We start from the raw sequence: 14945 nt of genomic DNA, 5'->3' as shown, positions 1-14945 counted from the left end.
TTTCCGGGTGATTTTAGCTTGTCCAGGCGATATGAATGCCTAATTTTCCGGAAAATAAATAGCAGCCTACGAGACGAATGTCCATGCTTCCCATAGGTAAATGGAGTACTATACATCAGAGTCTATGGGAGGTGCTGAAATGAGCCGTCTGAAGCTTAAGAAGAAATGTGCAATTCCTGAAAAGGAACTGCTTGAGTGCCCCTTACCGAAGCTGTCTAAGAAACGCCCTGCAAGGAAACCTTCAAAACGGAAACACGAACATAGCAAGCAGTGCTGCTGCAAGGAAATCATCGTCAAAAAGCAAATTGTTCGTGTGAATATTCCCCTTGGTGCACTTGGCGCGGCTGGAGCCGCAGGAGCACTTGGCGCCGCTGGTGCTGTAGAAGCGCTGGGTGCAGCAGGAGCCGCCGGAGCCGCAGGAGCCTTGGGCGCTGCTGGTGCAGGAGGATTACTGGGTGCAACGGGTTCCGCAGGAGCCCTCGGAGCTGTAGGCGCCGCCGGGGCGCTGGGTGCAGCGGGTGCAGCCGGGGCATTAGGGGCGCGTGGTGCAACCGGTGGCTTGGGGGCTATCGGAGCCGCCGGACTTCTTGGCGCAGCCGGGGCTGTTGGCGCACTTGGCGCAGCGGGTGCAACGGGCGCACTGGGTGCAGCAGGCGCAGCCGGAGCGCTAGGCGCGGCTGGGGCAATAGGCGCGGCTGGAGCTATCGGCCCGGCGGGAACCGGCGGGCTGGTGGGTCCTCCCGGACCCGCCGGGCTGGCTGGGCCAGCAGGGGTTCCGGGACCGACTGGTGCTGCCGGACCTGCCGGTGCACCAGGAGCCACGGGAGCAGCGGGACCCGCAGGAGCCACGGGAGCAGCGGGACCCGTAGGGGCCGCTGGACCAGCGGGAGTAGCGGGACCTGCCGGGGCTACTGGTGCGGTTGGTCCGGCCGGTCCGGCCGGCGCGGCAGGCGCAACTGGAGCGACGGGCGCAACCGGCGCGGCTGGCGGAATAGCCCAATTCGGCTATGTGTATAACCTCGGCGCGCAGGTGGTGCCGATAGAGGCTGATGTATCTTTTGATACGAACGGTCTGCTGACACCCGGAATTACCCATGCTCCCGGAACAACGACGATTTCGGTGACCAATGCGGGGATTTATGAGGTCAATTTCTCGGTATCCGGTGTGGAACCGAATCAATTCGCGCTGTTCGTCAACGGAGCCCTGGTTCCAGGCACTGTATACGGCTCAGGTGCGGGCACTCAGCAGAACACCGGGCAGGTAATCCTGGCCTTGTCTTCAGGAGATGTGTTGACACTGCGCAACCACAGCTCCGCGTCGGCTGTTACGCTGCAAACGCTGGCCGGAGGTACACAGGCAAATGTCAATGCGTCGATTGTCATCAAGCAATTAAGCTAGCTTCAGATGGTTGGGCAAGCAAACGGATCGAACACAATCCAATGGAGCAAACTGGTGAAATAGTCACAATCAGAGGACAGGAGCTCTTCCTATGAGAGGGAGCTCTGTCTTTTTTGCTGCCACTTTATATGCTGAAACGAAGGTTTTATAAGAAATTTGTTATTCCCTTCCTCTGGAGTGGTTAAGATATATTAATGTGTCCGTAAGAGGCCGGGAAGGTCTTAAGGCCGGAACATATTTCATATCCAAGCAGGAATCGCAGAAGCGGAGGGAATCCTTGTGAACCCGAAATGGTGGAAGGAAAGCGTAGTGTACCAGATTTATCCGATCAGCTTCATGGACAGTAATGGTGACGGGATCGGTGATTTGCGCGGAATTATGTCCAAGCTGGATTATTTGCAGGATCTGGGCGTGGATGTCATCTGGATCTGCCCGATTTATAAATCGCCAAACCATGACAATGGCTATGATATTAGTGATTATTGCGACATTATGAAGGAATTCGGGACGATGGATGATTTTGACCGGCTGCTGCGGGAGATGCACTCCCGCGGGATGAAGCTGATGATGGATCTGGTGCTGAACCATACTTCCCATCAGCATCCCTGGTTTATTGAATCCAGAAGCTCAAAGGATAATCCCAAGCGGGATTATTATATCTGGAGAAAAGGTAAAAACGGCGGTCCTCCGAACAACTGGGAGTCCTATTTCAGCGGCTCGGTCTGGGAGCTCGACCCCAAGACGGATGAATATTACCTGCATCTGTATTCCAAATTTCAGCCGGATCTGAACTGGGAGAATCCCGCTGTGATCGACAAGCTGCATGAAATGGTACAGTGGTGGCTGAAGAAAGGAATCGACGGCTTCCGTTTTGACGCAATCGCCCATATTGTGAAGAAGGACGGCTATCCCGACGCCTTGAATCCTAAGGGTACGACGACTGTGCGGGCGTATGACATGTTCTCCAATCTGGAGCATGTGCACACGCTGTTGCGCAATCTGAACGAGCAGGTGCTCTACTTTTACGACATTATGACGGTTGGCGAAACTTCGGGGCTCGGCCCGGAGCAGGCGCTGGATTATGTCGGTGACGGACGCCGCGAGCTGAACATGACCTTTCAATTCGAACATATGAATCTGGACTGCGCGGCTCCAGGCGGAGGGAAGTGGGATACGATCCCCTGGAGTCTCCTGGAACTTAAGAAGATCATCAGCAATTGGCAGACGGTCTTGCATGATAGAGGCTGGAACGCCAACTATTTGTGCAACCATGACCAGCCGCGTTCGGTATCCCGGTTTGGCAACGATATGTATTACCGTATCCCCTCGGCCAAAATGCTGGCTACCTTTATTCATATGCTGGAGGGAACTCCTTATATCTACCAGGGTGAGGAGATCGGGATGACCAATGCGGGTTTTGAGTCGATCGATGATTACCGGGATGTAGAAACACTGAATTATTATGAGGACAAGCGCACGAATGGCGTTCCCGAAGCTGATATCATGGCCGCTATTCATAAAAAAAGCCGGGACAACGCCCGCACTCCGATGCAATGGGACGATGGAGAGGACGGTGGATTTACAGAAGGTGTTCCGTGGATCCGGGTGAACTCCAATTCCCGGGAGATTAATGCAGCCAGCGCGGTCAAGGACCCTGACTCGATCTATCATTATTACAAGAAGCTGATCCAGCTGAGAAAAAAACACCAGGTCATTGTCTATGGTGAATACGCCCTGCTGCTGGAAGAGCACCCGGAAATTTATGCGTATACCCGCACGCTGGAGGATCAGCGGCTGCTGGTGGTGCTGAATTTCTTTGAGCGGGAGCCGGTGTTTGAGCTGCCGGAGGCATTTCAGCCACAGCGGCTGGAGCTGCTGATCTCTAATTACACGCCAAGTAATGAGGAAGACCTGAGGAATCTGAAGCTCCGTCCTTATGAGGCAAGAGTATATCTGCAGCGACAGAACTAGAGTGGTCAAAAGAGTTGCCATGACGCGGGAAGTATGGCGAAATGGCGACTCTTTTTTGAGTTTAGCTATAAAAGACGGTACAATTGCGATACATTAGGTGATATGTTCAAACCCGTTATTCTGCGGAGAATCAGGGACATCGTCATGGCAACCGGGAGAGCGTAGGTTCAAGTACACGATTAGTATACATAGAGAGGTTTGTGCAGGTGCTGCTGCGGGAGGAGAAGGAACATGGGTGAGTGGTATGAGGAGAGTTTTGGTGAGGATTACTTAATTGTATACAGACACAGGGATTTTGGCGGGGCGCGGCGCGAGGTGGAGCGGATGATCGGATGGCTGGAGCTGCCTCAGGGGGCCAGGGTACTTGATCTGTGTTGCGGCATGGGCCGCCACTCTCTGGCGCTCGCGGAAGCGGGATATGAGGTTACTGGTGTGGACCTGTCTGAGGCGCTCCTGCGCGAAGCGCGGGCACAGGCCGGAGCCGAAGCCGTGACCTGGATACGTTCAGATATGCGTCAGCTGCCGCTTGAGGGCGGTTTTGAGGCTGTGGTGAATTTGTTTACTTCCTTTGGCTACTTTGATGAGGATGAGGAGCAGGTGAAGGTGCTGCGGGAAATCCACCGCATGCTTGTACCGGGCGGCAAATTCATTGTGGATTTTCTGAATCCGGCTCATGTCATCCGTCATCTGGTTCCGCACTCTGTCCGTGAGGACGGGGACACCCGTATTGATGAGTCGCGGCGGATTGAGGATGGCTATGTTAAGAAGGATATCATCCTGACCTCGAAGTCCGGCGGGCCCCCCCGTGAGTACCATGAGCGCGTCAAGCTGTACCCGCTGGATCAATTCCGTGAGATGATTGCAGCCGCAGGTCTTCAACTGGAGGCGGTCCACGGCAGCTATGAGGAAGAGGAGTATGTGGCGGAGAGCTCGGGGCGGATGATTTTTACGGGTGTACGTCCGGTAAGGGGATCGTGAGGAAGACAGAGCTAATTTCAGGGAATGGCGGTGACGATAGCGTGAGGAAGATAGATCCGACCCCAGGAGAAGGCGGCAGCGATAGCATGCAAAAGGTTGGTATGACCTCATGGGAAGGCGGTATTATTCAGGTCTCGGTTCCGATGGACCTGCCGCTGCGTCAGGTGAACAGCTATATTCTCCCTGACCGGAACCGACAGTTTACGGTTATCGACCCTGGTCCGCATACGCCCCAAGCAGAGCTTGCCTGGGAGAATGTGCTGAAGGAACTGGGCTATTCATGGGGTGAAATTCGGGATATTGTGATCACGCATCATCATCCGGACCATTACGGTCTTGCAGGATGGCTGCAGTCCCGCAGCGGAGGCAAGGTGTGGATATCGGAACGGGCCCATGCCGAAGCCCGCTTGACCTGGGGAGAGGCAGCTACTCTGAATGAGGCGCTGCCGCAATTCTTCCTCAGCCATGGCATGCCTGGGGAGTGGATACAGGGAGTCCGAGAGCATTTGGAACGCTTCCTGCCCCAGGTCACCCCTCAGCCTGACGTGACCTATCTCAACACCACGGAGCCGTTCCTCATGGGGAACCGCAAGTGGAAGCCGATTGTGACCGGTGGACATGCACCGGGGCACCTATCCTTTTATGATGGTGGCAGCGGGCAGATTCTGTGCGGTGATGCTGTGCTGCCGCAGATTTCACCCAATGTCAGCCTGCAGCCGGGCAGCGATCCGCAGCCGCTGCTGACCTTCATGGAGGGGCTGCGCGAGCTGCGCAGTCTCCGGGTAAGCCAGGCGTTTCCGGGTCACCGGAAACCGTTCGCGGGTTTCACGGAGCGGGCGGACAGCCTGCTGCGCCATCATGAAGAGCGGCTGGATACGACTGCTGCTCTGCTTGAGGATGGCCCGCTCAGCGGCTTCGCGGTATGCGAAGCGCTGTTCCGCAGCCGTGTGTCGAACGCACACCAAATGCGGTTTGCCATGAGCGAGGCATTGGCACATCTGGCCGAGCTGGTACGCCGGGAGCGGGCGGCGGTTATCCGGCCGGAGCACGGCGGAGTGACCACGTTCGCGGCAGTGAAGTAAGCTGCGTGTAAACCAGCAGCAATAGTATAAAGGCCAGGCCACGTATGGACAGGGGGAACCCCATGCATACGTGGCCTGGCCTTTTTGAGGAACAACGGCAGAAGTGCCGTTGTTGGCCCGCCGCGGGCGGGTTTGCTCAGGAACAACGGCAGAAGTGCCGTTGTTGAACCGCCGCGGGCGGGTCTGCTCAGGAACCAACGGCAGAAATGCCGTTGTTGGCCCGCCCAAACGGTCAATGTGAATTGCACCGTAACGTTTATTCTACCTTTTTCATCTTGGACGGGTTGTTGATTTTGTACTTCACAGGATGCTGAGTGAGCTTCTTGGCCACGACCTTTGCTTCAAAGGAAACGGTATCGCCAACAGCCAATTCCAGTTTTTTTAACGTTGCGCTGTGGCTGGACCAGATTTCATCGATCGCAAGGTCGTGCCCCTCCACAGACACTCCCTCATAAATGATTACCTCGTCATCGTTATCGGAGAAATGATTGGGCACGGTCGTGAACTCTTTGACCACGGCCGTCATCTGCAGCTTCTCTTCAGGCAGAACAATAGCAGTCTTCTTTGGGGATTTGGCGGGCTTCTTCTTTGGGACTTCCGCCGTTTCAACGGCATCAACGGCTACAGCTTCTTCAGCCCTTGAGTCTCCAGCCATTGATGGCATGACGTCATCATCTCCGCTATCTTCAGGGCCCGCTGCTGAATCTACAGCATCTGCTGCCCCCTCTTCCGCCACAGCTTCTTCAGGATCATTCCCTGAATCCTCCGTCTTCGCCGCTTCAGAAACAGCGCCTGCTCTTGAACCGAAGGCGGCAGTCTGCATCTCTTTTAGATAAGCAGGATGAATGCAGTGCTGCTGCTTGTTCTCGAACTGTATCACAACGGTCTGAGGATCAACATATCCTACAATCTCACAGGGCAAAGTAAGCCCTTGCCGCTTGTACAGATAGGTTTTGATCCGGGTTGCTGTGGTGGATAATAGGTTCCATTCCTTGCAGCGCTCAATGAGTTCATCTTCACTCTCAAAATCCTGTACCAGCATGGGGCTGATCACAAAGGGATAGGTCATCCTGTGCTCACCTTCCTTACCATCTATTATCCGGAGCAGACCAGCCCAAGGTGGTCTGTCCGATGCCAGTATAGCAACAATACGTTGTCCGCTATTCCGGCTGTGTCTTTTCTTTCTCCGGCGCTGCCTCTCGTGAGGCTTCCTCAAGATCCTCGGGCGCATGCGGATGACCAAGCTCCTGTTCGCGTTCGGCCTGCTTCCGGTGCGCGATACGCGAGCTGGCGGCAGCAGCCACCGCTCCTACAATGTCGTCCAGATAGGTATGGATTTGTCCGGTAGTTTTGTCGTTCAGACGTTCGAGCACCCCTGGCTTCAGCTTGTCCACATAGCCGTAATTGGTGAAGCCGATGCTCCCGTATACGTTCACTATGGAAAAGGCCAGAATTTCATCGACGCCATACAAGCTTTCATCATTTTCTATCATGTCCTGCAGAGGGGGGAGCAGCTTGCCCTCTTCTGCCAGCACATCCAGCTGGATACCTGTCAGAACAGCGTTCTGTACCTCGCGTTTGCTCAGCACCATCTCCACGTTATGCACACACTCTTCCATGGTGAGGTTCGGATAATATTTCTTCTGCAGCAGCATTACCAGCTCGGCGATTTCTTCCAAGGTTACTCCACGTTTATGCAGCCAGAACCTGGTTGCTTCCGCGACCTTTTTGCTGTTTAGACTATAAGGTATTTTTGCATTAGCATCAGCCATGATCAGTCACCCCGTAAATGTGTCTTAGTTTGGATAGCTTAGAAAATTGTAACCTGCCTGTACTGCAATTGTCCAGATTCCGGGAATTTAGGATAAGCTGTTGTTATTTTTTGAGCAAAGGGCTCGTATACATAGCAGTACAACTGATCTCAAGCGTTGAAAGGGGTAATCATTCATGAAGCATATGAAACACATCCGCGGGCTCTCCGCAGCTTGTCTGCTCGCGGTTCCGTTAACTTTGTCCGGCTGCAGTATGTTCGGATCGGAATCGGCATCGGTGGATCCGCCGCCTGGTGAAGTGGAAGCGCAAATGCTGCAAGTCAGCGGTGATGGAGCATTGAATACAGGTGTGCTCGGGCCCGCCGCACTGGATGGTGCTGACCTTTCCGCCGGAGTGAGTACAGATACTTCGTCTGCTGCTGCAGCCGGAGAGCGGACAACCGTCTTCCTGGAGGATGGAAATGGCCTGTTAGCCCCGGTATCTCTAAGCCTGCCGAAAGGCGATGATACCGCTATGCTGAAGGACTCCCTGACCGCACTGGTCAGCAAAGGAAACTATGCCTCTGCACTACCCGAGGGCTTCAAGGGTGTGCTGCCTGCCGGAACGGAAGTGAAGAACATCACCGTAGACAAAGCTAAGCTGGCCGTGGTTGAGTTCAACTCCAAGTTTAATGATTACGAACCGGCAGATGAACGCAAAATACTTGAAGCGGTCACCTGGACGCTGACCGGACAGGACGGAATTCAGGGCGTGCAGCTGTGGGTAGACGGGAAAAAACTTACGGAGATGCCGCTGCAGGGGACGCCGCTGGACCGCCCGTTAACCCGCACCCTCGGAATTAATCTGCCCAAAAACGGACCGCTGCTGATGAATTCCAGCGCGGTCACGGTATATTTTTCAGCAGCAGCTTCTGACGGCAGTTATCAATATTATGTACCGGTTACCCGCTTTGTACCCGCAGGGCAGGATCCCCTGAAGGCAGCGCTGAATGAACTGATTGCCGGTCCGGAAACGCAGAAAGGACTGGAGACGGTAATGACTCAGGAAACGGTGCTGGATTCGGTGGAAGCCGGGCAGAACGGTGTGGTCACTGTTTCTCTGAATGATGATATGTTCGAGGACGGTAAGGGAGTACCGGCGGAAATGCTTGAATCCGTTGTACTTACGGTTGCCCAGAACTCCGACGATGCGCTGGTGCAAATCCGCATGAACGGGCAAAAAACAGTAACCGGCACCAATAACGTTGACTACGGGCAGCCGGTATCGGCCCCGGAATATGTGAATGTGCTGCCGCTGTAAAATCGAAAGTAAGGTCAAAAGATGCTTTTGTGCCTGCTCTTTGGTAGAATAAAGCTTGCTACGCAGCTACTTGGAGTCAGAGAACTCTGAACCGGCTGTTTGCCGTAAGCGTTGCAGGTATTTGTACTTAGCTTTCCGAATCTTATAGATGAAATTTCAAGGCGATGCCGTCCTGATCTTTATAGGGGTGGCATCCCTTTCTGCGTAGAATGTAAGAGGGCGGACGCTGAGGCCATACAACAAACTTAGAGCTAGAGATGTAGGAGGCAGAAAAGATGAGATCAAACGGGCGCAATGCAGATCAGCTTAGGCCGCTGACAATAACCACTCAAACCAATAAATACGCGGAAGGTTCCGTGATCATTGAAATGGGGGATACCAAGGTCATTTGTACAGCCACGGTGGACGAGAAGGTTCCTCCATTCCTGAAAGGACAGGGTAAAGGCTGGGTAACCGCAGAATATTCCATGCTTCCCCGTGCAACGCAGACGCGGAACCAGCGCGAAGCAGCACGCGGCAAACTGACCGGACGCACGATGGAAATTCAACGTCTGATCGGACGGGCACTGCGTTCTGTAGTGAATCTGCACGCACTTGGCGAGAGAAGCATTACACTGGATTGTGATGTCATTCAGGCGGATGGCGGAACACGGACAGCTTCGATTACAGGCGCTTTTGTAGCTATGGCCTTTGCGATCAACAAAATTGCGCTTCAGCATAAACTGAGCGTATTTCCAATTACGGACTATCTGGCAGCAATTAGTGTCGGGGTTGTCGGCGACGAGACCCTGCTTGATTTGAATTATGAAGAGGATTCCAAAGCGAAAGTCGATATGAACGTGGTCATGACCGGAGGCGGGGCGTTTGTAGAAGTCCAGGGTACCGGAGAAGAGCGTCCTTTTACCCGTCAGGAGCTGGATCAGCTGCTGGGTCTGGGTGAGAAAGGGATCTACGAACTGATTGCTGTACAGAAGGAAGTGCTCGGAGCGATCGCGCTCAAAATCCCTTCCGGCCAGCCTGGCCAAGAGGTGTAGCAATGGATGCCGGGGGTATTCTGATTGTCGCGACGAAGAATAAGGGGAAGGTACGGGAGTTTCAGCATGCATTTGCACCGCTCGGCCTAACCGTTAGAAGCATGTTCGATTACCCGGATCTTCCTGATGTGGTGGAGGATGGGGCGACTTTTGCCGAGAATGCGCTGAAAAAGTCCCAAGCCGTCGGGGATGCCCTCGGCCACCCTGTTCTGGCAGATGACTCTGGTCTCTGTGTAGATGCCTTGGAAGGAAGACCGGGGGTCTACTCGGCCCGTTATGCTGGTGAAGGTGCAAGTGATCATGAGAATAATCTGAAGCTGCTGAACGAGCTGGAGAAGCTGAAACAGGGCGAGGACACCGGCCAGCCGCTGCTTAGTACGGCCCGCTTCGTCTGCGCCTTATCCCTGTACGATCCTTCTACGGGCAAAGAATTGACCGCTGAGGGAACTGTGGAGGGCTGGATTACCTCCGAGCAGGCGGGGGCCGGCGGCTTCGGCTATGATCCCCTCTTTTACCTGGCAGAGTACGAGAAAACCATGGCCGAGCTGACGCTGGAAGAAAAGCAGGCCATCAGCCACCGGGGCAAGGCATTGCGGTTATTAACCGGGAAGCTTGCGGCACACCAGGAACTGCAGGGCTAATAACATAAGAAAAAACAGGCGGGTATTTTGCGCTATCCCGGCTTTCTATGCCTCGCCTGTCCCCTTCAAAAAGTCTGTCCGCGAGAGCTGCGGCAGACTTTTTTTGTGGAACGATAAATGGAAATTAGATGATATTACCCCCTAAGTATGGAAATTTCCCCCTAGCTTAATCCGGTGCTTTGTATGAAAATAAGAATTGCCTTCATCCTTTCCTTTGCTATGAATCCTCTTATTCTATGTACACTATCCCTCCCAATCGTTTTGTAGGCAAGGCATTGCCCGACAACAACGTATAAAACGTACTTCTCAAGCACCTGACCAGCTTCGCACATCAGGCAGCATTACCGGAATTGCAGGCTATGAGAGCATTACAAGATTAAGAGCACAGATGATTATTTTTCGTGCGCTTTTTTTGTGTACTTCATCTAGCATCCGGATCTCGTGAATCTGATAGAGACAATGGATGAAGGTAAATCCAAAACTGGAGGTGACACAAGGAGCTTTGTCTGTGAAACAGGATTGCAAGCTACGCATAGAACCAGGGAGGTAAATGAAAATGAGGTTGACAAACATCAGATTTCGCAAAACCTTTGCGCTTGGGATGGCTGTTGCTCTTGTGATTGCACTCTTTTCAACAATAGGCACCCATGTCAAAACTGCAAATGCGGCTGCGGGCTACAAGCTCGTCGGTTATTATGCTTCGTGGGCTGCCTATGGACGGGCTTACAATGTTACAGATATCGATCCCACTAAGATGAATGTGATCAACTATGCTTTTGCTGATATTTGCTGGAACGGGATTCACGGGAATCCCGACCCGGCCGGACCGAATCCGGTTACCTGGACCTGCCAGAATGAACAAGGCCAGCCGATCAGCGTCCCGAATGGCACGGTTGTGCTGGGTGATCCCTGGATCGATGCCCAGAAAAGCTTCGGAGATGACAAATGGGATGATCCGATTAAAGGAAATCTGAAGCAGCTCTGGAAACTGAAAGAGAAGAACCCGAACCTCAAGACAGTAATCTCCGTCGGCGGGTGGACCTGGTCGAACCGGTTCTCCGATGTTGCCGCAACAGCGGCGACCCGTGAAGTATTTGCGAATTCTGCAGTCGATTTCATCCGCAAGTATCAAATGGACGGTGTCGACCTGGATTGGGAATATCCGGTTAGCGGCGGTCTTGCAGGCAACAGCTACCGTCCGGAGGATAAGCAGAATTACGTGCTGCTGCTGCAGAAAATCCGTGAAAAGCTGAATGCCGCCGGAACTGCCGACGGTAAAACCTACCTGTTGACCATTGCCTCCGGCGCAGGCCCGGCATACATTCAGAACAACAATCTTAGCGGCATTGCAGCCGTTGTCGACTGGATCAACATTATGACCTATGACTTCAACGGCAGCTGGAATACGACTACAGGGCACAATGCTCCGCTCTACTACGATCCGGCTGCAGCCGCATCAGGTCTGACTGAGCCGGTGAACTATAATATAGACAAAGCCGTCACAAGCTATCTCGCAAACGGAGTCCCGGCGAATAAGCTCGTTCTGGGCATGCCGTTCTATGGACGCGGCTGGGGCGGTGCGCCGAGTGCAGGAAACGGACAATATCAGGTGTCAGCCGGTATTTCGTCCACGGGCACATGGGAAAAGGGAAGTTATGACTTCTACGATCTCGAAGCCAACTATATTAACAAAAACGGCTATACCCGCTATTGGAACAATACCTCAAAAGTACCCTATCTCTATAATCCGTCTACACAAACATTCATCAGCTATGATGACGTGGAATCCTTCGGTTATAAAACGAGCTATATCAAAACCAAAGGGCTGGCAGGAGCGATGTTCTGGGAGACCAGCGGCGACCGCAACAAAACATTGCAGAACAAGCTGAGCACCGATCTGGGTGGCGGAGTGGTGCCGACGCCAACGCCTACTGCTACAGTGAAACCGACAGCTACACCAACGCCTACCGCTACAGTGACACCGACTGCTACGCCAACGCCTACCACTACAGTGACACCGACACCGACAGCTACACCAACACCAACCGCTACAGTGAAACCGACTGCTACGCCAACGCCTACCGCTACAGTGACACCAACCGCTACGCCAACGCCTACTGCTACGGTTACCCCAACTCCGACAGCCACTCCAGGAGTAACCGCCTGGGCAGCAGGAGTTGCCTACAAAGTGGGCGACAAAGTGAGCTATGGCGGCAATGTGTACACCTGTCGCCAGGCACATACCTCGCTGCCAGGCTGGGAGCCGGTTTTGACGCCTGCTCTCTGGCTGTTGAACTAACACGCGCATCTTGAACAGTAAAAAGCTTGCAGAGAAGGCTGAGCCGACTCTGCAAGCTTTTTGTTCAGCTGGAATTTCCGGCGGATCGCTTGGCGACTGAATCCTACATACGGATTTTTATACAAGAAAAGAAATAGCTGCTCATAAGCTTACACGCGCTGAAATATAATGCTATGTATGCCTATGTCCGTACTAATAAAATTTATGCAACGCCATTCGGTTTATTTCGTTATAGTAGTATATAGCGGAAGGTGGTGGGTTCACCGATGGTGGTCTGGGTATTTTGGTTAATTGCAGCCGGTGTCCTGTTTGTCGTTGAAATGATGACGCTTACGTTTTACCTGCTCTGGTTAAGCATTGGTGCTCTTGTGGCTAGCCTTGTTTCCCTTGTGCTGCCGGATGCGATATTGCTGCAGGTGTTGGCAGGTTCGATCGTTGCCCTGGGGCTGACGATTTGCTCCAAGCCGCTGGTGGCGAGATTCCGGAGTTCGCGGGGGTTCAAGGATACAGGGACAGAAATTGTCGGCAGGCAGGGGCTCGTTGTAGAGCCCATTGAGCCGGGACGGTTCGGTCAGGTTAAGGTAGGCGGCGACACCTGGAGTGCAACCTCAATAGAGGCGCTGGGCAAGGATGAAGTAGTCAAAGTAGTCGGAAGAAGCTCCACAATTATTGAAGTAGTAAAATGGGGGGATATGTACTAATGCAATGGGCTATTATTGGGATTGTTATTTTTGTTGTTGTCGTATTTGTCGCACTGACCATCAAAATCGTACCGCAGCAGCGGGTAGGGGTTGTAGAGCGTCTCGGTAAATTCCACCGGCTGCTTACACCGGGCCTGAATATCCTTATTCCGATTATCGATCAGGTGCGGACGTATCATGATTTGCGGATTCAGCAGGCCAACGTCCCTCCACAGACCGTGATTACCAAGGATAATGTACAGGTACAGATCGATACAATTATTTTCTATCAGGTGGTAGGTCCGGAAGAGGCAACCTACGGTATTTCCGATTATGTATACGGGGTGCGCAACATTTCCACAGCCACTATGCGACAGATCATCGGTAAGCTGGAGCTGGATGAAACCTTGTCCGGCCGGGAAAAGATTTCTTCGGATATCCGCCTTGCACTGGATGAGGCTACGGAGAAATGGGGCGTGCGGATTGAGCGTGTAGAGGTTATTGATATTAAGCCTCCGCTCGATATCCAGGAAGCAATGGATAAGCAGATGAAGGCGGAACGAAGCAAACGTGCGATTGTGCTGGAGGCTGAAGCTGCCAAGCAGGATATGATCCTGCGTGCCGAAGGTGATAAGCAGAGTAAGATCCTGAAGGCAGAAGGTGATAAGGAAGCGCGTATCCGCCAGGCGGAAGGCTTAGGCCAGGCACAGGAGCTGGAAGCCCTTGGTCAGGCCAAAGCGATTCAGGCGGTAGCCGAGGCTGAGAAGGCCCGTATTCAGCTGATCAGCAGCGCCGGACTCGATGAACGGGTACTCGCGTATCAATCCTTTGAGGCATTGACCGAAATTTCCAAGGGAGCGGCCAACAAGGTATTCCTGCCTACCAGTGCTGTGGATACGCTGGGGACGCTCGGCGCTATGGCTGAGGTATTCAAGACGAGCAAGGAGAGCAAGTAAGAGGGATATTTTACAATTGCGCCACATTCCGTTAAAGTAAAAGCAAAACGAAGCGCATGCTTACGAAGTCAGTTTTGCTGTGCAAAACTTAAGGCGTGTGCTTACGAAGCCAGTTTTGCTTGGCAAAACGAAGAGTATGCTTACGATGCCAGTTTTGCTACGCAAAACTCTTAGGAGAGAACATGATGACGCAAAAAGAAATTTCACCACTGGTGGAAGCGTTGGGGCTACAGCCCCACGTGGAAGGCGGCTGGTATAAAAGATTATGGAATGCTCCTTTTGAGATTCCGCAGGATACCCTGGGTGAGAGCTACTCCGGGCCAAGAGCATCGGCCTCTTCCATTTATTTTCTACTGCATGCGGATGAAGCCTCGGAATGGCACACGGTACTCTCGTCTGAAATCTGGCTGTGGCATTCCGGTAGCCCGATAGTTCTGAGTCTGGGGGGCAGCGGCGACAAGCCGGAGAATGTGACTGAGGTCGTTCTGGGCCTTGACATTGCTGCCGGCCAGCAGCCGCAGGTAGTTATTCCGCCAGGCGTATGGCAGGCCGCCCGGCCGCTCGGCGAAGAGCCGGTGCTGGTCTCCTGCATCGTCTCTCCCGAGTTCCATTTCGATGATTTTAAGCTGATCGGCAAATAAAGTGAACGGCAAATGGAGTGTGGCTGTGATTGCAGCCGCACTCCATTTTTTGTATCCAAGGCATGAACTGCTATACTGATTTTGAGAATGGCTGATTACCATGCCGATTATAAGGTTAAAGGAAGTTTGTTCAGGGATAAGCACGCTGAAATGCAGCGGTTTACATTATCCTTATTTTTCTCGCTGAGACGG

13 protein-coding genes are annotated in these 14945 nt (G+C 53.2%); 11 read left to right on the top strand and 2 right to left on the bottom strand.

Annotation, left to right across the window (positions count from 1 at the left end):
- The first annotated feature begins 139 nt into the window (after positions 1-139).
- From A3849_RS11820 to A3849_RS11805, 4 genes are all read left to right on the top strand, one after another.
- Positions 140-1399 (top strand): BclA C-terminal domain-containing protein, encoded by a 1260-nt coding sequence (locus A3849_RS11820; protein WP_083613465.1) that lies wholly within the window; start codon positions 140-142, stop codon positions 1397-1399.
- A 279-nt stretch (positions 1400-1678) separates the two neighbouring features.
- Positions 1679-3370, top strand: coding sequence for a glycoside hydrolase family 13 protein (locus tag A3849_RS11815; RefSeq protein ID WP_074111595.1), 1692 nt, complete (start codon positions 1679-1681; stop codon positions 3368-3370).
- Positions 3371-3601: 231 nt separating this feature from the next.
- Entirely contained in the window at positions 3602-4348 is a 747-nt protein-coding gene (locus A3849_RS11810) for a class I SAM-dependent methyltransferase (RefSeq protein WP_074111594.1), read from the top strand.
- Positions 4345-5430: an MBL fold metallo-hydrolase gene (locus A3849_RS11805; RefSeq protein WP_306010701.1), complete on the top strand. Its 1086-nt coding sequence runs from the start codon at positions 4345-4347 to the stop codon at positions 5428-5430. Before A3849_RS11810 ends, A3849_RS11805 begins: the two co-directional genes overlap by 4 nt.
- Before the next feature lie 256 nt (positions 5431-5686).
- Here A3849_RS11805 and A3849_RS11800 read toward each other — a convergent pair whose 3' ends face one another.
- Positions 5687-6499, bottom strand: coding sequence for a hypothetical protein (locus A3849_RS11800; RefSeq protein ID WP_074111592.1), 813 nt, complete (start codon positions 6497-6499; stop codon positions 5687-5689).
- 91 nt (positions 6500-6590) lie between these two features.
- Complete coding sequence (locus tag A3849_RS11795; protein ID WP_074111591.1) at positions 6591-7202, bottom strand: phosphatidylglycerophosphatase A family protein; 612 nt, start codon at positions 7200-7202, stop codon at positions 6591-6593.
- A gap of 175 nt (positions 7203-7377) precedes the next feature.
- On the opposite strand from A3849_RS11795, the gene A3849_RS11790 reads away from it, so the two are divergent.
- The 7 genes from A3849_RS11790 (at position 7378) to A3849_RS11760 (ending at position 14753) form a co-directional block, all read left to right on the top strand.
- The gene (locus A3849_RS11790) at positions 7378-8502 is read left to right on the top strand and encodes a GerMN domain-containing protein (protein WP_074111590.1); all 1125 of its coding nucleotides are present in this window, start codon (positions 7378-7380) and stop codon (positions 8500-8502) included.
- A gap of 275 nt (positions 8503-8777) precedes the next feature.
- Positions 8778-9536, top strand: coding sequence for a ribonuclease PH (gene rph / locus A3849_RS11785; protein WP_074111589.1), 759 nt, complete (start codon positions 8778-8780; stop codon positions 9534-9536).
- Positions 9537-9538: 2 nt separating this feature from the next.
- On the top strand, positions 9539-10177 hold the full coding sequence (locus A3849_RS11780; protein WP_074111588.1) for an XTP/dITP diphosphatase: 639 nt from the start codon (positions 9539-9541) through the stop codon (positions 10175-10177).
- Between the two features lie 550 nt (positions 10178-10727).
- The gene (locus A3849_RS11775; protein ID WP_074111587.1) at positions 10728-12476 is read left to right on the top strand and encodes a glycosyl hydrolase family 18 protein; all 1749 of its coding nucleotides are present in this window, start codon (positions 10728-10730) and stop codon (positions 12474-12476) included.
- A 266-nt stretch (positions 12477-12742) separates the two neighbouring features.
- Entirely contained in the window at positions 12743-13177 is a 435-nt protein-coding gene (locus tag A3849_RS11770) for an NfeD family protein (RefSeq protein ID WP_074111586.1), read from the top strand.
- Positions 13177-14112 (top strand): SPFH domain-containing protein, encoded by a 936-nt coding sequence (locus tag A3849_RS11765; RefSeq protein ID WP_074111585.1) that lies wholly within the window; start codon positions 13177-13179, stop codon positions 14110-14112. The genes A3849_RS11770 and A3849_RS11765 overlap by 1 nt, the downstream gene beginning before the upstream one ends.
- Before the next feature lie 185 nt (positions 14113-14297).
- The gene (locus A3849_RS11760; protein ID WP_074111584.1) at positions 14298-14753 is read left to right on the top strand and encodes a cupin domain-containing protein; all 456 of its coding nucleotides are present in this window, start codon (positions 14298-14300) and stop codon (positions 14751-14753) included.
- The last annotated feature ends 192 nt before the right edge of the window (positions 14754-14945 follow it).

This window comes from Paenibacillus sp. P46E (assembly GCF_001909095.1).
GTDB lineage: Bacteria > Bacillota > Bacilli > Paenibacillales > Paenibacillaceae > Paenibacillus_AQ > Paenibacillus_AQ helianthi.
The sequence above is the reverse complement of the archived record's forward strand: the minus strand, read 5'-3'. Positions and strand labels throughout refer to the sequence as shown.